The organism is Pandoraea pnomenusa, assembly GCF_000767615.3.
Classification (GTDB): Bacteria; Pseudomonadota; Gammaproteobacteria; order Burkholderiales; family Burkholderiaceae; genus Pandoraea; species Pandoraea pnomenusa.
The window spans coordinates 4,137,684-4,160,948 of the sequence record NZ_CP009553.3 but is presented as its reverse complement, the minus strand read 5'-3'; the positions used below and the strand labels follow the sequence as shown (position 1 = coordinate 4,160,948).

Below are 23,265 nucleotides of genomic sequence, written 5' to 3'. Positions count from 1 at the left end.
GGGCTGGAAAGCCCGGGATGCCGGGGGCGCGTCGGTCGTCCCGACCGCCCGCGCTGCGTCAGGCGCTCTTGTCGCGCCCGGCGTTGCGGCGATTGGCCGCGACTTCGTCCGGACGAACCTCGGCGGCGAACTTGTCGAGCACGCCGTTCACGAAGCGATGGCCGTCGACACCGCCGAAGGTCTTGACAACCTCCACGGCCTCGTTGATCACCACACGGTACGGCACGTCCTGCAAGTGAATCAGCTCGTAGGCGCCGATGATCAGTGCCGCGTGTTCGATCGGCGACAACTGGGCCGCCGGTCGGTCCAGGTACGGCTGGAGTTGCTTCGACAAGGCGTCCGCCTCGCGAATGCTGCCATGCAGAACCGCGTCCAGGTGGGCGTGGTCGGCCTTGTCGTAGCCGGGGGTAGTGCGCAAATGCGCATCGATCTCACCCGCGTGACCGCGCGAAAGCAGCCATTGATACAACCCTTGCAGCGCAAATTCGCGCGCGCGGCGGCGAGCACTCTTCATTACCGATCTTCCTCTTCGTCTTCGTCTTCGTCCGATCCGTCGTCGCCGCCGAGCATGTCGATGGCTTCGAGCAGATTGGCCATTTCCACCGCCACGCGGGCTGCGTCGCGGCCCTTCTCGGCGGCGCGCACTTCGGCCTGTTCGTCGTTTTCGGTCGTGAGCACCGCGTTTGCGATGGGGATACCGAAATCCAGGCCGATGCGCGTGATGCCGGCACCGCTTTCGTTCGAGACGAGCTCAAAATGATACGTCTCGCCCCGGATCACCGCGCCAAGCGCGATGAGCGCGTCGAACTGGCCGCATTCGGCCATCTTTTGCAATGCCAGCGGGATTTCCAGTGCGCCGGGTACCGTCACGAGCAACACATCTTCGCCCTCGACGCCGAGACGCTCGAGCTCCGCCACGGCAGCGGTGCGCAGTGCCGCGCAAACGGCGTCGTTGAATCGTGCTTGCACGATACCCACGCGCAGGCCTTCACCGTCGAGTTCCGGCTGGTATTGTCCGATGTCCATAATGGGCTTCCTCAAAAAAAAGTACCGTCCAGGCGGTGCGGCCAACGTTGTGCCGGGCAAGCCTCAGGTAGGCCGTGCTCGGCTTTGCGACGCCCCGTCGTCGTTGTCCGGCGAGGCATCGATACTTGCAATCGTCCCGGTATTCGCAACACTCGCGGCAACGACCGCGCGTGCGCGACGGGGCATGCCGGCGACCCGGCTGAATCCCACCGGATCAGATAGCCTCGGCGCCCGGCATCGGTTGGAAACCGGTGACTTCGAGGCCATAACCTGCCATGTTCGGGATCTTGCGCGGATTCGACAGCACTCGCATTTTACCGACGCCGAGTTCCCGCAGTATCTGCGCACCAACGCCGTGCGTGCGGAAGTCGACCGGGCGACGTTTTGCGCGGGCCGCTTTCTCGGATTCGTCGAGGGCTTCGAACTGGCTGAAAAGATGCTCCGGCGTTTCCACACAGTTGAGCAACACCACCACGCCCTTGCCGGCCTCGGCAATCGCCTGCATCGCGCCGGCCAGCGTCCATGAGTGGGTCGACACGCCGGTCTCGAGCAGGTCGAGCACCGACAGGGGTTCGTGCACGCGCACGAGCGTCTCGTCGTCCGGTGTGGGCGTGCCACGCACCAGCGCCAGGTGCGGCGCGCCGCTGGGCTTGTCGCGGTACAGCGTGGCCTGGAACGAACCCCATGCCGTTTGCATTTCGCGCGTCGCGACCGTCTCGATCATCGATTCGGTGCGGCTGCGATAGTGAATCAGGTCGACGATGGTGCCGATCTTGATGTTGTGCTGTTCAGCGAACTCGAGCAACTGCGGCAGGCGTGCCATTGTGCCGTCGTCGTTCATGATTTCGCAGATGACGGCCGCGGGCGTCAGGCCGGCCATCGCCGTGAGGTCGCAACCGGCTTCGGTATGACCTGCGCGCACCAGCACACCGCCGGGCTGCGCCATGATCGGGAACACGTGCCCCGGCTGGACGATGTCTTCCGGGCGGGCGTCGCGCGAGATGGCGGTTTGGACCGTGTGGGCGCGATCGGCCGCGGAGATGCCCGTGGTGACCCCTTCGGCCGCCTCGATCGACAGCGTGAACGCCGTGCCGTACTGCGTGCCGTTGCGATAGGTCATCAGCGGCAGGTTGAGCTGCTTGCAACGCGCTTGCGTGAGTGTCAGGCAAATCAGGCCCCGGCCGTACTTCGCCATGAAGTTGATGGCTTCGGGCGTCGCGAATTCGGCCGCCATGACCAGATCGCCCTCGTTTTCACGATCTTCCTCGTCGACGAGGACAACCATGCGGCCGGCCTTCAGCTCGGCAATGATTTCTTCTGTAGTGGCCAACGGCATAGCGGACAACGCGGGAGCTGAATTTGGAAAGGCTCTATTCTACGCCAAGCCGGTGCGCGGCTGCGCCCGAATCTCGCGCGGCATGGCCCGGAAAATCGATTGACGACGACATTTTGAGGGCCATCCGAATCGGTCGACGGACAAATCGTGCGAGCCCCTGCGCGACGGGCGCCATCGTCGTCGGAAAATGCTCAATACAAAGGTATTGACCTAAGTGTTTGGGCTGCCTATAGTTAGGCACATGGCTAATCAACCCATTCCTCTCGACCGGATATTCCAGGCGCTGTCAGATCCCACACGACGCGCGGTCGTCGAGCGACTCACGCTCGGCCCGGCGTCGGTGAGCGAGCTGGCGCGTCCGTTCCCGATGGCGTTGCCGTCGTTCTCGCAGCATCTGAACGTGCTGGAGGAGAGCGGTCTCGTGGTCTCGCGCAAGACCGGACGCGTGCGAACCTATGCCCTGGAGACCGGGACATTGGCGGGGGCGCAGGATTGGCTTCAGTTGCAGCGCGACAAATGGACGCGCCGCCTCGATCAACTCGACAGCTACTTGCTGCAAATGAAGGAGACGTGAACATGACTCGTGCCAACCTTTTCTCCGTCGACCCGAAGCTGGATCTGGTACTCGAGCGTTATGTCGACGTGCCTTGCGAGCGCGTGTGGGCGGCCTGGACGCAGCCGGAGCATATCAAGAAGTGGTTCACGCCCGCACCGTGGCAGACCGTGGAGTGCGAGATCGATCTGCGCCCGGGCGGCCTGTTCCGCACCGTGATGCGCTCGCCCGAAGGGCAGCAGTTCCCGAACGTGGGCTGCTACCTGGAGGTGGTCGAGAACACGCGCCTCGTCTGGACGAATGCGGTGCTGCCGGGCTTTCGTCCGGCGCCGGCACCCGTCGAGGAGCACGGTGGTTTTCAGTTCACTGCCGCCGTGCTGATGGAGGCACAGGGCAAGGGCACCCGTTACACGGCCATTGCGATTCACGGGAATGAAGCGACGCGGGCGCAGCACGAAGCCATGGGCTTCCATGATGGTTGGGGCAAGGCGCTCGATCAATTGGTCGCATTGATGAAGTGAGCGATGTGAGGCGCATCGGCCCAGGCGGAAGCGGACTCACCTGAACGTACCCGGTCGCAGCGCCCGGAGGGCGCCTCGGTGCCATCTCGAGGGTGCCTTGGCGGTGCCGCGAACGGCATTTCTCCCCCGAACGAAAATGGGACGCACCTACCGAACTTGTCCGCCCGAATTCATGGGGGGATGCTCGGGGTGCGTCCTTTTCATGACCTGAGGCCACGGCGATGCGCGCCGTGGCGGAGGGCGCGTCAGGCGCCGAGATAGGCGCGCTTGATGTCGTCGTTCGCCAGCAGATTCGCGGCCGAGTCGGCGAGCACGACGCGTCCGGTCTCGAGCACGTAACCGCGGTCGGCCACGTGCAGGGCCTTGTTCGCGTTCTGCTCCACCAGAAACACGGTCACGCCTTCCTCGCGGATCGCGCGAATGATGTCGAAGATCTGTGCGATCACGAGCGGCGCGAGGCCGAGCGTCGGTTCGTCGAGCAACAACAGGCGCGGACGGCTCATCAGCGCCCGCCCGATTGCCAGCATTTGCTGCTCGCCGCCCGACATCGTGCCGGCGCGCTGCTTGCCGCGTTGCGCGAGTCTCGGAAACAGCTTGAAGACGTGGTCCATGCCGGCGTCGATGTCGTCCTTCGACGCGAAGAAACCGCCCATCTTCAGGTTTTCGATGACGGTCAGGCTCGGGAACACGCGACGGCCCTCCGGCGAGATCGCCAGGCCCATGCGCATGATCTCGTGCGTGGGGCAGCCGGTAATGTCGTTGCCTTCGAACATCACGCGTCCGCTCGAGGCGCGCGGCGTGCCGCACACGGTCATCATCAACGTCGTCTTGCCGGCGCCGTTGCTGCCGATGAGCGTGACGATCTCGCCCTTGTTCACTTCGATCGACACGCCCGAGAGCGCCTCGACGGCCCCGTAGTGGGTGTGGATCTGTTCCAGCTTGAGCATTATTCCTCCCCGAGGTAGGCCTTGATGACGCGAGGATCGTTGCGCACCTCGTCGGGCTTGCCGGTCATGATCGGCTTGCCGTGCTCCATCACGAGAATCCGGTCCGAGACACCCATCACGAGACTCATGTCGTGTTCGATGAGCAGCACCGAGATACCGAACTCGTGACGCAAATTGTCGACGAGCTGCTGCAGTTCGACCTTCTCCTGCGGGTTCAGACCGGCCGCCGGCTCGTCGAGCATGAGCAGCCGAGGTTCGGTGATCATGCAGCGTGCGATTTCGAGGCGTCGCTGATGACCATAGGACAGCGTGCCGGCCTCCCGGTTGGCGACCGCGGTCAACCCCAGCCGGTCGAGCCAGTGCTTGGCGCGCTCGAGTGCCGTGCGCTCGGCGCGGCGGAACGGCCCCGTGGAGAACAGTCCTTGCAGAAAGCCGCTGTGTACGCGCATGTGCTGCGCAACGAGCAGGTTCTCCACGACCGTCAACTGACGGAACAGACGAATGTTCTGGAACGTGCGCACCAGTCCGCGACGCGCGACTATATGGCTGGGCAAGCCCGTGATGTTCTCGCCGTCTAGCATGATCGAACCGCCCGTCGGCCGATAGAAGCCGCCCACGCAGTTGAAGACGGTCGTCTTGCCCGCGCCGTTCGGGCCGATGATCGCGAAGACTTCGTTCTTGCGGACGTCGAACTCGACGCCGTCGACTGCCAGCAGACCGCCGAAGCGCATTTGCAGGCCGGAGAGTTTCAACAGTTCTGCGCTCATTGCGGCAACTCCACATGCGGGCGGGTGGCGGGCAGCAGCCCTTGCGGACGCCACATCATCATCAGCACCATCACGAGACCGAAGATCAGCATGCGGTACTCGGCGAAGTCGCGGGCAACCTCGGGCAGCACCGTGAGCAGCACGGCCGCGAGAATCACGCCGATCTGCGAACCCATGCCGCCGAGCACCACCACGGCAAGAATCAGTGCCGACTCGATGAACGTGAACGACTCGGGCGTGACCAGCCCCTGACGCGCGGCGAAGAACGCGCCGGCGAGTCCGGCGAACGACGCTCCCAGCGTGAACGCCGAGAGCTTGATGCGCGTGGGATTCAGGCCGAGCGAGCGACAGGCGATTTCGTCTTCGCGCAGCGCTTCCCATGCGCGGCCGATCGGCATGCGGATCAGACGGCTGGTGACGAACAGGGTAAAGCCGACGAGCGCGAACGCAAGCAGGTACAGCCAGATCACCATGTGCGAACCGCTATAGTCGAGCCCGATCAGTTCGTGAAAGGTCTTCACGCCTTCCACGCTCGACGAGCGCGCCATCTCGAAGCCGAACACGCTCGGCTTTGGAATGCCCGATACGCCGTCCGGGCCACCGGTGAGGCTCGTCAGGTTGTTGAGCAGCAGCCGGATAATTTCGCCGAAGCCAAGCGTCACGATCGCCAGATAGTCGCCGCGCAAGCGCAGCACCGGAAAGCCGAGCAGGAAGCCGAACGTGGCCGACATGAGCGCGGCAAGCGGCAGGCATTCCCAGAACGTGAGGCCGAAATACTGGTTGAGCAGCGCGTACGTATAGCCGCCGACTGCGTAAAAGCCGACGTAGCCCAGGTCGAGCAGCCCCGCGAACCCCACCACGATGTTGAGACCGAGGCCAAGCACGCAGTAGATGAGCGCGAGCGTGGCCACGTCCACCGCGCCGCGCGAGCCGACGAACGGCCACACGAGACCGACGGCGAGCAACACCCACATGGCGGTCAGTTGCTGGCGACGTCCCATCGCGGGTACGGCGGGTAACTTGATGGCGCGTCGTGAGCGCACGAGCATCGGCTTGATCAACTGGAACACGAACACGATGGCGGCGGCGATCCAGACCGGACGCCAATGCTGTTCGAGCACCACCTTGTAGCCGTCGAGCTTCAGTTGCAGGCCCAGGATGGGGGCCGTGAGGATGATCGTCACGATCGTGGCGATGACCGCGCCCTTGAGCGTTTCGCCCGCCGGAGAGCGGTTCGCCGCACCGGACTTGAGAGTGAATTGTTGTGTCATGGTCGACCTCAGACTTTCTCGACGTCGGGCTTGCCCAACAGGCCGGTCGGGCGGAACAGCAGCACGAGCACCAGCAGGCAGAACGCCACGATGTCCTTGTACTCGGAGGGCATGTAGCCGGACGCGAGCGTCTCCGCCAGGCCCAGCAGCACGCCGCCCAGCATGGCGCCGGGAATGCTGCCGATGCCGCCGAGCACGGCGGCCGTGAAGGCCTTGATGCCCGCGATGAAGCCGATGTACGGGTTGAGCTTGCCGATGGTCAGCCCGATCAGCACGCCGCCCACGGCGGCGAGCATGGCGCCGAGCACGAACGTGAACGAGATCACGCGGTTCGTGTCGATGCCGAGCAGGTTGGCCATGCGCATGTCCTCGGCACAGGCGCGGCAGGCGCGTCCCATGCGCGAGTTGGCGATGAACAGCGTGAGCAGGATCATCAGCGCGACGGTGACGCCGACGATCAGCATGCGGGCGTAGGGAATCGTCACGGTGAAGTCGCCCATCGGAATGTCGATGGCACCGGAGATCAGCATTGGCACGGAAACGTCACGCGCGCCCTGGCCGATCTGCACGTAGTTCTGCAGAAAAATGGACATGCCGATCGCGGAGATCAGCGGCCCCAGGCGAGGTCCGCCGCGCAGCGGGCGATACGCGACCCGCTCGATCGCGAAGCCGTAAAGGCCCGTGATCAGCACCGACACCAGCAGCGCCGCGCCCAGCACGAGCGGCAAGGGGTAACCCGCCGCCGTTCCGATCGCAGTCAGTGTGACAAGCCCGACGTAGGCGCCGATCATGTAGATCTCGCCGTGGGCAAAGTTGATCATGCCGATGATGCCGTAGACCATTGTGTAGCCAATGGCGATCAGCGCATAGATCGCACCCAGCGTCAGGCCATTGACCAGTTGCTGGGCAAGCTGTGGGAAAAATTCGTTCATGCGGGAAGCCTCGCGACGAGCGGGGGCCGAGCGCGAATGCGAGCCGCCCGCCGGGAGCGGCGGGCGGCTGGGGGAGATTCGCTGGCCGGTAAAGCGTCAGGGAATCAGTTGGCGGCGGTCTTGGTGGCGTCCTTGTGCCAGGTGTAGACGACGAACTTGAACGACTTCAGATCGCCGGCAGCGTCATAGGCCACCTTGCCGATCGGCGTGTCGAACGTATTCGCGTGCAGGTACTTGGCCACCTTTTCCGGGTCCGTGCTCTTCGCGCCGGCAATGCTCTTGGCGATCAGTTGCACGCCCGTGTACGCCGGCATCTGGAACGGACCGTTCGGGTCGCGCTTGGCATCAGCGAAGGCCTTCACCAGCTTGGCGTTGGCCGGGTCGGCGGCGAAGTCGGCCGGCAGCGTGACCAGCATGCCTTCCGAGGCCGGGCCGGCAATGGCCGTCACGTCCTTGTTACCCACACCTTCCGGTCCCATGAACGTCGCCTTCACGCCTTGCTCGCGCGCCTGGCGCAGCAGCAGGCCCATTTCCGGGTGGTAGCCGCCGAAGTACACGAAGTCCACGCCCTGCGACTTGAGCTTGGTGATGACCGCCGAGTAGTCCGAGTCACCGGCGTTGATGCCTTCGAACAGCACCACCGGGATCTTGGCGGCGTCGAGGTCCTTCTTCACCGAGGTGGCGATGCCCTGGCCGTACGACTGCTTGTCGTGCAGCACGGCAACCTTCTTCGGCTTGACCTTGTTGATGATGTACTGGGCGGCCGCCGGGCCCTGCTGATCGTCGCGACCGATCGTGCGGAAGATGAAGTGACGCTTCTTGCCTTCGGTCAGTTGCGGGGCGGTGGCCGACGGCGTGATCATCACCACGCCTTCGTTTTCGTAGATGTCCGATGCCGGGATCGTCGATCCCGAGCACACGTGACCGATCACATACTTGATCTTCTGGCTGACGATCTTGTTGGCGACGGCGACCGCCTGCTTCGGCTCGCATGCATCGTCCATCATCACGGCTTCCAGCTTGTTGCCGTTCGCACCGCCTGCCGCGTTGATTTGTTCGATGGCGGTCAGTGCACCGGCCTTGACCATGTCGCCGTACTGGGCCACCGAGCCGCTGAACGGGCCGGCGATGGCGATCTTGACGGTCTCGGCGTTGGCGGCCGTACCGATGAAGGCGAGGGCAGCGGCGACGAACAGGGATTTGTGACGGAACTGCATTGTGGACATCTCCTTGATTTGTATTTTTTGACGACCCGGGCGTGCGGGACGCCTCAATCGACTGCTGAACCTGGTCGGTATTGGATCATTCTGCCGTGACCGGCGAGAACGATGCGCCATAGTAGCGTAATAAGCCGTCAAATTGGAACAGCAATGCGCGGCCACCTCGAAACCCGCATGGATAAAGGATTTCAAAAGGGTCGGAATGGGAAAATAAGAGTCGTCACATCGATACTCCGTAGTACTACGCAGATGATGTGAGGGGGGGCAACGGCGCGATTACCGGAATCGGGGCCATGATGACGGGCGACATTGGATTACGTGTTTGTACATTTTGGATACAATTTTTCGGCAATTGAAATCCAATCAATTCCCATTGCATCTGATCCGATATATCGGTGCCCATATCCGCGGGTCGCTCCCCCGTGGGAGTCAGACGCCCGAAGCGCAAGCCAATGCCTTCCCGCCGGGGCCGTGGTCGAAGGGCATTACATCGCGAGCGCGTGACGGCGGGTGCGCGAGTGCCGGATCAGCGCGAGAAATGCGGCGAGGATCGGTGATTCGTCGTCGCGCCGGTACATGCAATTCAGTTCGATCGCGCGCAGTCGCCGCGACTTGAGCGGTCGATAAACCACACCGGGCAGTCGCAGATTCGCCGCCGACTCGGTCGTCACGCAAATGCCGAACCGGCTCGCCACGAGCGCCATCGACGTCACGACATCCTCCACCTCCTGTTCGACGCGCAGCGTCACGCCTTCATCGCGAAACGCGGCCGCGACCTCTTCGGCAAGGCCCGGCACCGGCGCGTTCGGATAGAGGATCATGCGTTCGTTGTCGAGGTCGGCGAGCGTGAGCGATGCGCGCGTGCACAGCGGGTGACCCTCATACAGCGCGACGAGGTACGGTTCCCGTTGAATCCAGTCGACGACGAGGTCAGGTTCGTCCGGGATCAGCCGGTTGAAACCGATGGCGATGCGTCGCTCGCGCAGGGCCGCGATCTGCTCGGTCTTCGACAGATTGTGCAATCCGATCTTGACCTCCGGACGTTCGGTATGAAAGCTCGCGAGCAACCTCGGAATCGCGTTGAGAATGCCCGAGCTGAAGATGCCGACGTCGAGACGTCCGATATAGCCGGCGCCCGCCAGACGCGTCTGCTCCTCGGCGCGGCGCATGAGCGACAGAATGTTCGGCACCTCGTCGAGCAGCGTTTGTCCGGCGGCGGTCAGCGTCGCCCCTTTGGGCGTGCGCACGAACAGCGCGGTGCCCAGTTGTGCCTCGAGTGCATGAATGTGCCGCGTGAGCGGCGGCTGCGCCATGTTGAGCCGCTGCGCCGCCCGCCCGAAATGACCCTCCTGCGCGACGGCAAGAAAGTAACGCATCTGCTTGATGTCCATGAAAGCCTCGTTCGGTGCCGGACGGACGCTGTGCACGCCCGTCACTCAATACCGGAATGGTATCGGAATCTGGAAATTTGGTATTGGACGGTATCCGCCCGGGCGCGCATCATAAGGCACGACGCCGCTCAATCCGGCATTTTCAGGGGACAGCCTCATGCCAATCGTACATATCAACCTGGTGGAAGGTCGCGACGACGCCACCGTCAAGGCCTGCGTGAAGGCCGTGGCACGCACCGTGCACGAAACGCTCGGCGCGCCGCTCGAATCGATTCGTGTCTATGCCACGCAAGTGCCGGCCGCCCACTGGGCCGTGGGCGAGCGCACCAAGGACGAGCCGGCGGCGCCGGCCAAGGCTGGCGCGTGATGGGCACGATCGAACGACACGACGAGGCGACGCGTGCGCGTCTGCAGCAGGCCGCCGACGCGTTGCACGAAGCCGAGCGCTCGCACCGGTTCATCGCCCCGCTGCGCGAGACGTATGCGCCCTTGAGCATCGACGAGGCCTACGCGATTCAGCGCATCAATACCGAGCGCCGTCTGGCCGCGGGGCGCCGCATCGTCGGCTGCAAGATCGGCCTGACGTCGGTCGCGGTGCAAAAGCAACTGGGCGTGGACCAACCGGACTTCGGCATGCTTTTCGACGACATGGGGTATGGCGACGGCGAGCCGATTCCCGCTTCGATCCTCACGCAGCCGAAGATCGAAGCCGAGATTGCCTTCGTGATCGGCCGCGACCTGAACATCGAGCATCCCGGACAGCTCGACGTGCTCAACGCCATCGACTACGCCTTGCCGGCGCTGGAGATCGTGGGCAGCCGCGTGGCCGACTGGAACATTCGCATTACCGACACGATCGCCGATAACGCGTCTTCGTCCGCTTTCGTTATCGGCAACACGCCGAAGAAGCTCTCCGAGTTCGACGTGCGCATGTGCGGCATGGTCATGGAGCGTCGCGGCGAGCCGGTGTCGGTGGGGGCTGGTGCCGCGTGTCTGGGCAGTCCGATCAACGCCGTGGTGTGGCTCGCCCGCACGATGGCGGCCGTGGGCACGCCGCTCAGGGCCGGCGACCTGGTGCTCTCCGGCGCGCTGGGCCCGATGGCGGCCGTGACGCCCGGCGATATTTTCGAGACCCGTATCAATGGCCTGGGTTCGGTGCGTGCCGTCTTCGCCCCGGCCGACTCTGCCAGCGAGGCTGCACGATGAGCCACATTCAAGACTACGCCAAGCTGCTCGACGACGCGGCCCACTTCGCCCACGAAGTCGAGCAGTTCGACACCGACAATCGTCTGTCGCTCGACGACGCCTACGCCATCCAGGCCGCCTCGCTCGCCCGGCGCGCCGAACGCGGCGAGACGCGCGTCGGCGTGAAGATGGGGTTCACCAGCCGCGCGAAGATGATCCAGATGGGGCTGTCCGACGTGATCTGGGGGCGCCTGACGTCCGGCATGCAGGTCGAGGAGGGCACGTCGATCGACTTCAGGCGCTACGTCCATCCGCGTGTCGAGCCGGAGATTGCGTTCATTTTGAAGAAGCCGCTCGAAGGCAACGTCACGGGCCCGCAGGCGCTCGCGGCGGTCGAGGCCATCGCGCCGGCCATCGAGATCATCGATTCCCGCTACAAGGACTTCAAGTTCACGCTGCCCGAGGTGATCGCGGACAATGCATCGTCCAGCGGCTTCGTGATCGGCGCATGGCACGATCCGCACGTCGACTTCTCGAACCTCGGGCTGGCGATGACGATCAACGGCCGCACGGCGCAGGTCGGGTCGACGGCGGCGCTGCTCGGTCATCCGCTGCGTTCGCTGGTGGCGGCCGCGCGTTTGTCGGCGGCGGCCGGCGAGCCGCTGCAGGCGGGCTGGATCGTGATGGCCGGCGGCGCCACGCCCGCCGAGTACATCCAGCCGGGGCAGTATGTCTCGGTCGAGATGGAAACGCTCGGTCGCGTGGGATTCCACGTCTGAGCCCGACGTTCGCGCGGTATGAAGAAACACGGGGCGCACCTCAACGGGCGCCCCGTGTTTTTTCAGGGCAATGCGAGTCGTGTGTGGGGGGCGACGAAGGTGCGCCGCACCACTTCGCCGCGTGCGCGCCGCGCTTCAGTGCTGCACGAGGCGGGCCATGACGCGCAGGTCGTTGTCGATCGTGCGTACATCGGTGAAGCGGAACGTCAGCTTGTCGTCGAGCGACGAGAGCGCCGGCAGATGGAACATGCCTTGCGCATCGCCGAGAATGCAGGGCGCGAAATAGGCGAGCAGCTCGTCGACGCAGTGCTCGCGCAACAGCGAGCCATTGAGCTTGTATCCGGCTTCCACGTGGATTTCGTTGAGCTGACGCTCGCCCAGCACGCGAAGGAGCGCCGGCAGCTCGACCTTGCCGTTCGCATTCGGCAAATCGAGCACTTCCACCCCGAGATCGCGCAGGCGTGCCACGCGCGCGGCATCGCCGTCGGCGCACACCACGAGGGCATTACCGTCAGCGAGCACTCTCGCGGCCGGAGAAATGTCCAGATGCGAGTCGACGACGATGCGCAGCGGCTGGCGCGTGGTCTGCACCTCGCGCACGGTCAGCGAGGGATCGTCTTCGCGCACCGTACCGATACCCGTCAGGATGGCGCAGGCGCGTGCGCGCCACGCATGCCCGTCGGCGCGCGCGGCCGCACCGGTGATCCACTGGCTCGCACCGTTGTTGAGCGCCGTCTTGCCGTCGAGGCTCGCGGCCACTTTCAGGCGTACCCACGGCGTGCCGCGCGTCATGCGGGCGACGAAGCCGATGTTCATTTCGCGCGCTTCCTGTTCGAGCAGGCCGCAGCGCACGTCGACGCCGGCGTCGCGCAGCATGGCCAACCCCCGCCCTGCGACGACGGGATTCGGGTCTTCCATCGCGGCGATCACGCGCTTGACGCCGGCCTCGATGAGCCCTTTCGCGCAGGGCGGCGTGCGCCCGTAATGGCTGCACGGCTCGAGTGTGACGTACGCGGTGGCACCTCGCAGCGTTTCGCCGCGTGCGCGCGCGTCTTTCATCGCCTGCACCTCGGCGTGGTCCTGACCGGCGGGTTGCGTGAAGCCCTCGCCGATGACACGCTCGTCCTGCACGATCACGCAGCCCACGCGCGGGTTCGGCGTGGTCGTGAACATCGCTTGCTCGGCAAGGGCGAGCGCGCGGCGCATGTGGGCAAAGTCCTGTTCGGAAAACATGAGGTGTCAGAGCATCAATGGCCGGTCGGTCAAGGCATTGGCCGACACGGCGCCGGCGTGCGCCGGCAGGGATTCACGCGCGATCGCGCGCAGGGTCTCCAGGGCGTCGAGCACACTCTGGACGTATCGTTCTTCGCGAAATCCGTCGCTCATCCTGGCTACGACGGCATCCCACGTGCGAGCGGGCACCAAGGCGTTGACGCCCTTGTCGGCGATGAGCTCGATGTCGTGATCGGCGAGGTTGATGTACAGCAGAATGCCCGTGCGCTCGTTCGTGTGCGCGATCCCGAGCTGGCGAAACAGATGCACGGCGCGTTGCCGGCACGTCTGGCCGTGCCAGACGGCCGCCAGCGGCATGGCCGCTTCGATGACGAGCCGGATCTCGCAACGGTGCTCCAATTCCGACGCCCGGATCGCGGCCTCGAGTGTGTCGAGCGCCTTGTCCGGGAAAATCCAGCGAGCATGGGCGCGCCACGTGCCGAAGTGCCGTAGCCAGCGCGAGAGGTTGTGCACGCCACTGGCGTCGGACTCCGGCGCGTACGCCTGAGCGGCAGAGGCGTCGCCGTGGTGAGGATCTCTCGCGTGCGCGGGGGAAGTCGAGTGCGTTTCGTGTGCCATGGTGATCACCAGTTCCCCGACGAGCCGCCGCCGTCGAATCCGCCGCCTCCGCCACCGCCGAAGCCGCCCCCACCGCCACCGCCGCCAAAGTCGCCACCGTCATTGCGACCCCAGCCGCCGCCGAGTCCACCGCCCAGCCCGCCGCCGAGAACACCGCCGAAACCCCCCGGGCCAATGCGGCCACCGCGCCCGCCGGTGAGCACGCGCGAGCGCGGATCGTTCACGCCGGCGCCGGGCAGGCCGGGACCGCGAAAGCGTCGGCGGCTTTCCATGAGCACGACCATGCCGATGATGAACACGATGAAGAGCAGCGGCAGGAAGTCTGACAGATCCGAGTGCGGAGCCCGTGTCGACGGCAAGTTCGGTGCGGGCAGCGGCTCGTTGTTCATGGCGGCTTCCACGGCGGCCACGCCTGCGGCCAGGCCGCCGAAGAAGTCACCGTTGCGGAAGTGGGGCGCCATCACGTCGCGCAGAATGCGACCGGAGATGGCGTCGGTGAGCGAGCCCTGCACGCCGCGTCCGACTTCGATGCGCATCTTGCGCAGGTCGTTCGGATTGTCCTTGGCAATGAGCAGGATCACCCCGTCGTCGACACCCTTACGGCCCGCTTTCCACGCATCCGCCACACGAATGCTGTACTGATCGATGGTCTCGGGCGCCGTGGTGGGCACCATCAGGATGAAGATCTGGCTGCCGCGTTGTTGCTCGTACTGAGCCAGCTGGGTCTCCAGAGCGTTGCGCTGCTCCGGCGTGAGCGTGCCGGTGAGATCGGTCACGCGTGCCGTGAGCGCGGGCACGGCCACCAGGTCTTGCGCGCCGGCGGGCAGCGCCAGCCAGCACAGGCAAACGAGCGTCAGCGCCAGCAGGGTCCAAAACGCGCGCGCTGCCCGGCCACGGGCCGCCCGCGGCGCATCCGGGCAGGGGCATGCGTGCCTGGCGGAACGCACTGACCGCCCTGAATTTGCCGGAATCGCCCGGATGGCCGGAACAGTCGCCATGACGTGCTCCTTAGAACTTGACTGCCGGCGCCGTCGAAATGGCTTTTTCGTTCTCGACCGTGAAATTCGGTTTCGGGCCGTAGCCGAACATCTTCGCCGTCAGGTTGTTCGGGAACTGGCGCACGTAGACGTTGTAGTCCTGCACGGCTTGAATGTAGCGATTGCGCGCCACGGTAATGCGGTTCTCGGTGCCCTCGAGCTGCGACTGGAGGTCGCGGAACAGGCCGTCGGCCTTCAGGTTCGGATAGTTCTCCGAGACGGCCATCAGTCGCGAGAGTGCGCCGGAGAGCTCCCCCTGCGCCTGCTGGAATCGCTTGAACGCCTCGGGGTCGTTCAGCGTCTCCGGCGTGACCGTGATGCTCGTGGCCTTCGCGCGCGCGTTGATCACTTCGGTCAGTGTCGATTGCTCGTGCGCGGCGTAGCCCTTGACCGTGTTCACCAGGTTCGGGACCAGATCGGCGCGACGCTGGTACTGGTTGACGACCTCGCTCCAGGCCGCCTTGACAGCCTCGTCCTTGACCTGGATCTCGTTGTATCCGCAGGCGGAGAGCAGCGACGTGAGCAGGCCGAGGGCCAGCCAGCGCAGGAACGACTGACGAAGCTTCGTCGGCAGCAGCATTTGCATGATGTTTCCCCTTGTAATGTTCGAACGGGACGATGGGCGACGCGCGAGCGCCATGACGCAAAGCGTACGCCAGCGGCCCCGGGCGCTCACGCGAGCGTCCCAAACGCCTCGCGGGCGGCGGCGATCGTCGCGTCGATGATCGTGTCGTCGTGCGTGGCGGAGACGAAGCCGGCTTCGAATGCGCTCGGGGCGAGATAGACGCCCCGATCGAGCATGCCGTGGAAGAATTTGTTGAAGCGGGCGACGTCCGACGTGGTGACTTCGGCGAAGCTTTGCGGCACGCTCGCGCGGAAGTACAGGCCGAACATGCCGCCCACGCTGTCGCCCGAGAACGGCACGCCGACCGCCTGCGCCGCGTCGACGAGCCCATTCACCAGCCGCGACGTGCGTGTGGCCAGGTCTTCGTAGAAGCCCGGCGTCTGGATCAGCCTGAGCGTGGCGAGTCCGGCCGCCACGGCCAGCGGGTTGCCCGAGAGCGTGCCTGCCTGATAGACGCCGCCCAGCGGCGCGAGGTGCGACATGATGTCGCGTCGTCCGCCGAAGGCCGCCGCCGGCATGCCGCCGCCGATGACCTTGCCCAGGCAGGTGAGGTCGGCGGTGATGCCGTAGAGCGCCTGAGCGCCACCCAGCCCCACGCGGAAGCCGCACATCACTTCGTCGAAAATCAGCACCGCGCCGTGCGCGGTGCACAGCTCGCGCAGCGACTGCAGGAAGTGGCGCGAGCCGCGCACGAGATTCATGTTGCCGGCGACCGGCTCGACGATCACCGCGGCGATTTCGCCGCCCTGACCGGCAAAGAGCTCGCGCAGTTGCTCGACATTGTTGTACTCCAGCACGAGCGTGTCGCGCGTGACTTCGGGCGGCACGCCGGCCGACGACGGTGCATTGCGCGTCGAATCCGCAAACGTGAGCAAGCCGGAGCCGGCCTTCACGAGCAGGCTGTCGGCATGGCCGTGGTAGCAGCCTTCGAACTTCACGATCTTGTTGCGGCCTGTGAAGCCGCGCGCGAGACGCAGCGCGCTCATGGTCGCCTCGGTGCCCGAGGACACCAGCCGCACCTGTTCGATGGACGGCACGAGACGGCAGATTTCCTCGGCCATGACCACTTCGGCTTCGGTCGGCGCGCCGAAGCTGAAGCCCTGCGACATCGCGGTTTGCACGGCGGCAACGACGTCGGGATGCAGATGGCCGACGATCATTGGCCCCCACGAGCCGATGTAGTCGATATAGCGCGTGCCCTCGGCGTCCCACATGTAGGGGCCCTGGGCGCGGGCGATGAAACGCGGGGTGCCGCCCACGGAGCGGAAAGCGCGCACGGGCGAGTTGACCCCGCCGGGAATGGTTTGCTGGGCGCGCTCGAAAAGGGCGGCGTTGGTGGTGGATTCGGACATGACTTCAGTTAGGCGGCGTTGGCGGGCACACGGGCCCCGATGCGTCGATTCTAGCGGATGCCGCCCGGCTGCGGGACTTCTCGCAGGGCGGGGCATCTGTTAGATTGGGGGCAACTTTCTCAACGTCAAGGAAATACAGGCCCGTCGACATGTCCACCGTGAACTCCCAACGTCCCTCGATCACCGTCTCGACGCTAGATGTCGAACGCCTCGAATCGCTCATGGCGCAGGCGCCGCGCGCGGCATTGCCATATGTGGAGGCACTCGAAACAGAGCTTGCCCGGGCGAGTGTCGTTGACCCGGAGCAGATGCCGGCCGACATCGCCACCATGAATTCGGTGGTGCGCTATCGTGATCTGGCCACGCAGCAGGCCCACCGTGTGACGCTCGTGTATCCGCAGCATCTTGCGAGCACGGAGAACGGCCTGTCGGTGCTCGCGCCGGTGGGCAGCGCGCTACTCGGACTGCGCGTCGGGCAGTCGATCCACTGGCAGGTGCCGGGCGGACGCCTGATCGAGCTCGAACTGCTCGGCATCGACTACCAGCCGGAAGCGGCTGGCGATTATCACCGCTGATTCACGTCTTCCGCAGCATCATTGGGAGATTCGGATCTCCCGAGTCTCCCAAACATCCCCCCGTCGCACATAACGTTTTCCTCGGGCTCGACTGTCCGCTCGTCTCGTCGTTCCGCGCAGTCTCGCGTCGTTCACCGACGCAGCCAGCCGCGCGCGATCGGCCATGCCAGCAGGCGTCGATAGATGCCTTCGAACACCGCGGTCACGATGCGGCTGGTCTCGCGCGCGCCGGCGCTGCGCATGATCAGCGCGACCACGATCGAGACGACGAACCCGCCGAGCATGTCGACGGGCCAGTGCACGCCAAGGTAGACACGCGCCCAGCACACGGGCAGGGCACAGAGCAGCAGCAGCTTGCCGAGCAGTCGCGGCGTGCGTGCGACCGTGCCCATCAACACGAACGCGGCCGTGAACATGATCGAGGCGTGATTGCTCGGAAACGCGCTGGTGGCGGCGTGCGGGAGCAGGTTCGTGCCCAGTCCGACAACGAAGGGGCGCGGTTCGAACCAGGCCAGCCCGATGACGAAGTTGACCAGCAGCACCAGGCCTACGCCCAGCAGGCCGTGCACGGCGCCCTCGCGGTCGCGTCCGCCTGCGAGCCAAAGCGTCGCCAGCCCCACCGGCAAGAGCAGAATCAGGTACTTGGCGAGAAAGACGGCGACAGCCAGTTCGCCTTCGCTCACGTTAGGCGAAGCGTTGATGGCCAGAAAGAGCGCGCGATTGATCGAATCCATTGAGTCCGGAGGGCGAAAAAATAGCCGCCGGACCCCGCGACCCGACCGGACTGCCCCGGGGGCGGTGCCAGCGCATCGACGGCCGCCGGCAGGCGGATTGTGACGAAAACATGACAGATTCTGACTGAGCCGCCGGCCGGTGGAAAGTTTCCATTGTCATCATTTTGTAACACGTTGAATTGTCACTTTTCTTTCGACGCGCTCGGGGGTAGAATCGCGCCGTCTTAGTTCTCAGGAGGTCCTTCCGTGGACAGTAGTTCCAGTGGTAGTTGCCGGTCGACGCAGGTCGACGCCAATACCGCGAGTTAGTCCCCGGGATCTTCCCCGCCGCTGACTCGCATCGTCGGGTCGGCGCGCTCCTCAGACATTCCTCTTGATTGCCCATCGCCCCTGGCCGTCGCGCCGGAGGACCGGTTTGGGCCGTATCGATAGCGGCTGTCTTTCGTAGCACGCTCCCTAACAAGTTTTACGTATGCCGTTCGGGCTGTCCTGCCGTGCGTGTGCGTTCGCGTTTCGTTTCCACCGCCTCGCGGGCGGCGAATACGATCCCGGCGCCCGCGTGGGTCGGATCGCCGCGCGTCCGGGGGATTTATCGTGTTCCGTTACTCCATGACCCTTCGCGGAGGCAATCCGCAAGCCCTGATGCTGCCATCGCAGTGTCTGCATCACTTTCACGTCGATCCGCATGCCGAGAGCGCTGGCGTTGCCCGACCGGGCGCGCGAGCACGCGTCGCGCAGTGGTTGCGCGCCGTGATGCGACGGGGTGAAAAGCACGCGGGTTGATCCGCGCCCATGACGATTCCAGGGCGTTCGCGATCCGTCGGCGCGCCCAATGGCTTTCCAAGGATGTATCCGATGCAACAAGCTCTCACGCTCAGCGAGCGTCTGATTGCGGTGCTTGGCGCGCGCCTCGGCCTGCGCTTCTTCCGCCGTCGCGACATGCTCGAAACCCTCGATGCGCCCGCCCATGGCCACGAGGCACCGCCAGGTTTGGCCGACGCCGCGCGCGACGCGGGTCCGGACCTGCTCGCGCGTCTGCACACCACTCGCGACGGCCTGTCCGACGACGAAGCGGCGACCGTGCGCGAGCACGTGGGTGCCAACGAAGTCGAGCACGAGAAGCCGCTGCCCTGGTGGCGCCACCTCTTCAACTGCTACCGCAATCCTTTCAATCTGCTGCTCTCGGCACTGGCCGCGGTCTCGTACGCGACCGACGACACCGAGGGAACGATCATCATCGCGTCGATGGTGATCATTTCCACGGTGTTGCGATTCGTGCAGGAAGCGCGTTCGAACAAGGCGGCCGAGAAGCTCAAGGCCATGGTCCGCACCACGGCCACCGTGCTGCGTCGCGACACCGCGATCGACGCGGCGAATGTGCGCGCGCTGGGCCGCATGGGCCGCGAGATCCCGCTCGCCGACCTTGTGCCGGGCGATATCGTGCTGCTTGCGGCGGGTGACATGATTCCGGCGGACGTGCGCATCCTGAGCGCCAAGGACCTGTTCGTCTCGCAGTCGGCGCTCACGGGCGAGGCGCTTCCGGTCGAGAAGTTCGCGCACGCCTGCGAATCCGGCGGCAGCAACCCGCTGGCTTACGACAATCTCGCGTTCATGGGCACGAACGTGGTGAGTGGCTCCGCCACGGCCGTCGTGGTCGCGACCGGTGCGCGCACGTTCTTCGGGTCGCTCGCGCAGCGCGTCACCGCGCAGCAGCCCACGGTCACGTCGTTCCAGCAGGGCGTGAACCGCGTCTCGTGGGTGCTCATCCGCTTCATGATGGTGATGACGCCCATCGTGCTGCTCATCAACGGCTTTACCAAGCATGACTGGCTCGAAGCCTCGCTCTTCGCGCTGTCGGTGGCCGTTGGCCTCACGCCCGAAATGCTGCCGATGATCGTGACCGCCACGCTCGCCAAGGGTGCGGTAGTGCTCTCGCGCAAGAAGGTGATCGTCAAGCGCCTCGACGCGATCCAGAACTTCGGCGCCATGGACGTACTGTGCACCGACAAGACCGGCACGCTCACGCAGGACAGGATCTGCCTCGAGCGCCACACCGACGTCTGGGGCCACGCCTCGGAAGACGTGCTCGAGTACGCGTACCTCAACAGCTTCTATCAGACGGGGCTCAAGAACCTGCTCGACGTGGCCGTGCTCGACCATGCCGAATTGCACCAGCGGCTCGACGTGGTCAATCGCTATCGCAAGATCGACGAAATTCCGTTCGACTTCCAGCGCCGTCGCATGTCGGTGGTGGTGAGCGAGAACGGCGAGCATCACGAGTTGATCTGCAAGGGGGCGGTGGAAGAAGTGCTGGCCGTGTGCGACCGGGTGCAGCACGGCGCGAATGTGGAGCCGCTCACGCCCGATGTGCTCGCACGCCTGCGCCGCGTGACGGCGGACCTGAATGCCGAAGGGCTGCGCGTCGTGGCGGTGGCCACGCGCCATCTGCCGCCGGTGCGCGAGCGCTACGACGTTGCGGACGAGAGCGCACTGGTGCTGGTCGGCTACATCGCGTTTCTCGATCCGCCCAAGGAGTCGACGGCCCCGGCGCTGAGCGCGCTCGCCGCGTCGGGCGTCGACGTCAAGGTGCTGACCGGCGACAACGATCTCGTGACGGCCAAGGTCTGCCGGGAGGTCGGCCTGAAGGTGACCGGCTGCGTGCTGGGCGACGACATCGAATCGATGACCGACGCCGAACTGGCGCAGACGGTCGAGCGTGCCAATGTGTTTGCCAAGCTCACGCCGGCGCACAAGGAGCGCCTGGTGCGCACGCTGCGCGCGAATGGCCACGTGGTCGGCTTCATGGGCGACGGCATCAACGACGCGCCCGCGTTGCGCGCGGCCGACATCGGCATTTCGGTGGACACCGCCGTGGACATCGCCAAGGAGGCCGCTGACCTCATCCTGCTGGAGAAGAGCCTCATGGTGCTCGAGCAGGGCGTGATCGAAGGGCGGCGCACGTTTGCGAACATGCTCAAGTACATCAAGATGACAGCCAGCTCGAACTTCGGCAATGTCTTCTCGGTGCTCATCGCAAGTGCATTCCTGCCGTTCCTGCCGATGCTCCCGCTGCAACTGCTCACGCAGAACCTGCTCTACGATCTGTCGCAGACCACGATTCCGTTCGACAACGTCGACGACGAACAACTGACGAAGCCGCAACAGTGGAATCCGGCGGATCTGTCGCGCTTCATGGTGTTCTTCGGCCCGATCAGCTCGATTTTCGACGTGCTGACGTTCGTCGCGATGTGGCACCTGTTCGGCGCGAACAGTGCGGCGCATCAGTCGTTGTTCCAGTCCGGATGGTTCGTCGAAGGGCTGCTCTCACAGACGCTGATCGTGCACCTGATCCGCACGCGCCGTCTGCCCTTCATTCAGAGCCGCGCCGCCTGGCCGCTGATGCTGATGACGGGCGCGGTCATGCTGATCGGCCTGATGCTGCCGATGTCGCCGTTCGCCGACACGTTCAGGATGCAGGCGCTGCCCCTCGCGTATTTCCCGATGCTCGCCGCGATCCTGCTCGCCTACGCCGTGCTCACGCAGATGATGAAGGGCATGTTCGCACGCCGCTTCGGCTGGCAGTGATACGGCACGCCCTGCGCGCCGATCCGCTTCAGTTGGAGCGCGGGCGCAACGTGTGCGAGGGCCAGGCGGACGCGCCGAGTTCCGCCTCAAAACGATCCGGACGAGCTGGACGAGCTGGACGGCACGCATGCGTCGACGGCGCCAGGCGACGTCTGGGCGGTACCGAGATGTCGAGTTCGGCGTACAGCTCGTCCAGCGCTTCGCGCGTGCCCACGAGCAGGGCGGTCGTGCAACCCGTCACGTCGGTGACGACGCTGACGAGTGTGCGGCCCTGGCAGGTTTCGCGCGCGGCCACGAACCGTGTCGAGGTCAGTGCGGCGAGGGTGGCGAACCGTTCGGCCTGCAAGATGCCGGTGATCTGAAACATCGGCTGCGCCGCGCCGGTCGCGCGCGCCGCCAGGCGCACATTCGCGCCGTCGGTGCGTGCACCGAGCGCGGCGAAGAGTCTGTCGCGGCGCTGTGCACCAAGGGCGCAACCGTCGCCGTGCACCCAGCGGGAAATCGTGCCGGCGGCGATGCCGGTCGCGTAGGCGAGCCGGGCGAGCGTGGTGCCGGAGAGCTTGATGAGCAGACGTGCAACGGTACGGTGATGGCGTTCGAGGTCGTCCATGGCGATTGGCGTGTGGGTGAGAGGGGCGACGTCTGGTGCGTCAGAAGGCCATGGTCACTTCGAGTTGCGCATCGAGTTCCTTGCGCAGCGACGTCGTGCACGGCATCAGGGGGCGGCGCACCGTCTGCGCGCACAGTCCGAGCGAGGCGAGCGCGGCCTTGATCGCCACCGGATTGGGCTCGGCAAACAGCCGCCGCATGAGGGGCTTCATGCCGTTGAACAGTGCCGTCGCGTGCACCATGTCGCCGTCGCGCGCATAGCGCAGGAGCTTGAGGAACAGGTCCGGCCGCACATGAGCGGCGGCCGAAATGCAGCCCGTCGCACCGGCCTGCAATGCGGGCAGCAGTTGCAGGTCGTCGCCGCACAGCACCGGCAGGTCGACTTGCGACGGCAGACGCACAAGCGCATCGGCGTCGCACGCCTTGATGGCCGCGAAGCGCTCGTGCGACGCCAGTTCGCGGATCGTTTCGACGTCGAGCGCCACACCGGTGCGCAACGGCACGTCGTAGAGCACGATCGGCTTGCGCGTGCCGGCGGCGAGCGCGCGATAGTGCCAGAGGATGCCCTCCTGCGACGGACGCAGATAGTAGGGCGGCGAGACGAGATACCCCGAGAGGGGCAAATCGTCGAGTTGGCGCATCTGCCGCGCGGCGTGGCTCGTGTCGGCCGCGCCGATACCCGCGAGTATCGGCGCGTGATCGCGAGCGAGATGGCAGGCGGCTTCGACGAGCCAGCGGCGCTCCTCGTCGTCGAGCAGCGCGCCTTCGCCGGTGGTGCCGGCCACCACGAGGCCGTCGACGCCCGCGGCGAGGTAGTAGTCCACGAGGCGTGCGAACGCGTGGCGATCGATCCGGTCGCCGTTGGCGCCGGTCATGGGCGTGACGAGCGGAATCCACACGCCGAGAAAGCGGGTTGAATGCATAGGATGGGGGGCGAATTAAGGGGGCGGCTGGCGTAATGGCTCAGGA

At 65.4% G+C, this 23,265-nt stretch carries 24 protein-coding genes; 7 read left to right on the top strand and 17 right to left on the bottom strand.

The window, feature by feature from the left end:
• Positions 1-58: 58 nt before the first annotated feature.
• From nusB to ribBA, 3 genes are all read right to left on the bottom strand, one after another.
• Positions 59-514, bottom strand: a complete 456-nt coding sequence (gene nusB, locus LV28_RS42555) for a transcription antitermination factor NusB (protein WP_023597253.1) — start codon at positions 512-514, stop codon at positions 59-61.
• Positions 514-1,026, bottom strand: a complete 513-nt coding sequence (gene ribH / locus LV28_RS42550) for a 6,7-dimethyl-8-ribityllumazine synthase (RefSeq protein ID WP_023873325.1) — start codon at positions 1,024-1,026, stop codon at positions 514-516. The genes nusB and ribH overlap by 1 nt, the downstream gene beginning before the upstream one ends.
• Positions 1,027-1,240: 214 nt before the next feature.
• Entirely contained in the window at positions 1,241-2,362 is a 1,122-nt protein-coding gene (ribBA, locus tag LV28_RS42545) for a bifunctional 3,4-dihydroxy-2-butanone-4-phosphate synthase/GTP cyclohydrolase II (protein WP_024788703.1), read from the bottom strand.
• A gap of 241 nt (positions 2,363-2,603) precedes the next feature.
• Here ribBA and LV28_RS42540 point away from each other — a divergent pair, with 241 nt between their 5' ends.
• On the top strand, positions 2,604-2,936 hold the full coding sequence (locus LV28_RS42540) for an ArsR/SmtB family transcription factor (protein ID WP_023597252.1): 333 nt from the start codon (positions 2,604-2,606) through the stop codon (positions 2,934-2,936).
• A 2-nt stretch (positions 2,937-2,938) separates the two neighbouring features.
• On the top strand, positions 2,939-3,436 hold the full coding sequence (locus LV28_RS42535; protein WP_038620215.1) for an SRPBCC family protein: 498 nt from the start codon (positions 2,939-2,941) through the stop codon (positions 3,434-3,436).
• Between the two features lie 245 nt (positions 3,437-3,681).
• On the opposite strand, the gene LV28_RS42530 is transcribed toward LV28_RS42535, so the two are convergent.
• From LV28_RS42530 to LV28_RS42505, 6 genes are all read right to left on the bottom strand, one after another.
• A complete protein-coding gene (locus LV28_RS42530; RefSeq protein WP_023597250.1) occupies positions 3,682-4,383 on the bottom strand; it encodes an ABC transporter ATP-binding protein in 702 nt (233 codons plus the stop codon).
• Positions 4,383-5,150, bottom strand: a complete 768-nt coding sequence (livG, locus tag LV28_RS42525) for a high-affinity branched-chain amino acid ABC transporter ATP-binding protein LivG (RefSeq protein WP_038620217.1) — start codon at positions 5,148-5,150, stop codon at positions 4,383-4,385. Before livG ends, LV28_RS42530 begins: the two co-directional genes overlap by 1 nt.
• A complete protein-coding gene (locus tag LV28_RS42520; protein ID WP_023597248.1) occupies positions 5,147-6,421 on the bottom strand; it encodes a high-affinity branched-chain amino acid ABC transporter permease LivM in 1,275 nt (424 codons plus the stop codon). The genes livG and LV28_RS42520 overlap by 4 nt, the downstream gene beginning before the upstream one ends.
• 8 nt (positions 6,422-6,429) lie before the next feature.
• Entirely contained in the window at positions 6,430-7,353 is a 924-nt protein-coding gene (gene livH / locus LV28_RS42515; protein WP_023597247.1) for a high-affinity branched-chain amino acid ABC transporter permease LivH, read from the bottom strand.
• Between the two features lie 104 nt (positions 7,354-7,457).
• Entirely contained in the window at positions 7,458-8,570 is a 1,113-nt protein-coding gene (locus LV28_RS42510; protein ID WP_023597246.1) for a branched-chain amino acid ABC transporter substrate-binding protein, read from the bottom strand.
• 488 nt (positions 8,571-9,058) lie between these two features.
• Positions 9,059-9,964 carry a LysR family transcriptional regulator gene (locus LV28_RS42505; protein ID WP_038622184.1) on the bottom strand — a complete coding sequence of 302 codons (906 nt, stop codon included), beginning with the start codon at positions 9,962-9,964 and terminating at the stop codon, positions 9,059-9,061.
• A gap of 157 nt (positions 9,965-10,121) precedes the next feature.
• On the opposite strand from LV28_RS42505, the gene LV28_RS42500 reads away from it, so the two are divergent.
• The 3 genes from LV28_RS42500 to LV28_RS42490 are packed head-to-tail and all read left to right on the top strand — an operon-like array spanning position 10,122 to position 11,928.
• On the top strand, positions 10,122-10,331 hold the full coding sequence (locus LV28_RS42500; protein WP_023597244.1) for a tautomerase family protein: 210 nt from the start codon (positions 10,122-10,124) through the stop codon (positions 10,329-10,331).
• Entirely contained in the window at positions 10,331-11,170 is an 840-nt protein-coding gene (locus tag LV28_RS42495; RefSeq protein WP_023597243.1) for a 2-keto-4-pentenoate hydratase, read from the top strand. Before LV28_RS42500 ends, LV28_RS42495 begins: the two co-directional genes overlap by 1 nt.
• Complete coding sequence (locus LV28_RS42490; protein ID WP_023597242.1) at positions 11,167-11,928, top strand: 2-keto-4-pentenoate hydratase; 762 nt, start codon at positions 11,167-11,169, stop codon at positions 11,926-11,928. Before LV28_RS42495 ends, LV28_RS42490 begins: the two co-directional genes overlap by 4 nt.
• Positions 11,929-12,063: 135 nt before the next feature.
• On the opposite strand, the gene ribD is transcribed toward LV28_RS42490, so the two are convergent.
• The 5 genes from ribD to hemL all read right to left on the bottom strand — a co-directional run bounded on the left by ribD (position 12,064) and on the right by hemL (position 16,793).
• Positions 12,064-13,161 (bottom strand): bifunctional diaminohydroxyphosphoribosylaminopyrimidine deaminase/5-amino-6-(5-phosphoribosylamino)uracil reductase RibD, encoded by a 1,098-nt coding sequence (gene ribD, locus LV28_RS42485; RefSeq protein ID WP_038620219.1) that lies wholly within the window; start codon positions 13,159-13,161, stop codon positions 12,064-12,066.
• A 6-nt stretch (positions 13,162-13,167) separates the two neighbouring features.
• Positions 13,168-13,779, bottom strand: coding sequence for a TPM domain-containing protein (locus LV28_RS42480; RefSeq protein WP_141570980.1), 612 nt, complete (start codon positions 13,777-13,779; stop codon positions 13,168-13,170).
• Between the two features lie 5 nt (positions 13,780-13,784).
• Positions 13,785-14,777 (bottom strand): TPM domain-containing protein, encoded by a 993-nt coding sequence (locus LV28_RS42475; RefSeq protein ID WP_080685223.1) that lies wholly within the window; start codon positions 14,775-14,777, stop codon positions 13,785-13,787.
• A gap of 10 nt (positions 14,778-14,787) precedes the next feature.
• Positions 14,788-15,402, bottom strand: coding sequence for a LemA family protein (locus tag LV28_RS42470; RefSeq protein ID WP_023597238.1), 615 nt, complete (start codon positions 15,400-15,402; stop codon positions 14,788-14,790).
• A gap of 86 nt (positions 15,403-15,488) precedes the next feature.
• Complete coding sequence (gene hemL, locus LV28_RS42465) at positions 15,489-16,793, bottom strand: glutamate-1-semialdehyde 2,1-aminomutase (protein WP_023597237.1); 1,305 nt, start codon at positions 16,791-16,793, stop codon at positions 15,489-15,491.
• Between the two features lie 149 nt (positions 16,794-16,942).
• On the opposite strand from hemL, the gene rnk reads away from it, so the two are divergent.
• Positions 16,943-17,368: a nucleoside diphosphate kinase regulator gene (gene rnk, locus LV28_RS42460; RefSeq protein ID WP_023597236.1), complete on the top strand. Its 426-nt coding sequence runs from the start codon at positions 16,943-16,945 to the stop codon at positions 17,366-17,368.
• Positions 17,369-17,499: 131 nt separating this feature from the next.
• Here rnk and LV28_RS42455 read toward each other — a convergent pair whose 3' ends face one another.
• Positions 17,500-18,102, bottom strand: a complete 603-nt coding sequence (locus LV28_RS42455) for a phosphatase PAP2 family protein (protein ID WP_023597235.1) — start codon at positions 18,100-18,102, stop codon at positions 17,500-17,502.
• 855 nt (positions 18,103-18,957) lie between these two features.
• Here LV28_RS42455 and mgtA point away from each other — a divergent pair.
• Positions 18,958-21,687, top strand: a complete 2,730-nt coding sequence (mgtA, locus tag LV28_RS42450; RefSeq protein WP_025249675.1) for a magnesium-translocating P-type ATPase — start codon at positions 18,958-18,960, stop codon at positions 21,685-21,687.
• Between the two features lie 28 nt (positions 21,688-21,715).
• On the opposite strand, the gene LV28_RS42445 is transcribed toward mgtA, so the two are convergent.
• Entirely contained in the window at positions 21,716-22,297 is a 582-nt protein-coding gene (locus tag LV28_RS42445; RefSeq protein WP_038620221.1) for a hypothetical protein, read from the bottom strand.
• A 40-nt stretch (positions 22,298-22,337) separates the two neighbouring features.
• On the bottom strand, positions 22,338-23,219 hold the full coding sequence (gene dapA / locus LV28_RS42440) for a 4-hydroxy-tetrahydrodipicolinate synthase (protein ID WP_023873337.1): 882 nt from the start codon (positions 23,217-23,219) through the stop codon (positions 22,338-22,340).
• Positions 23,220-23,265 lie beyond the last annotated feature (46 nt).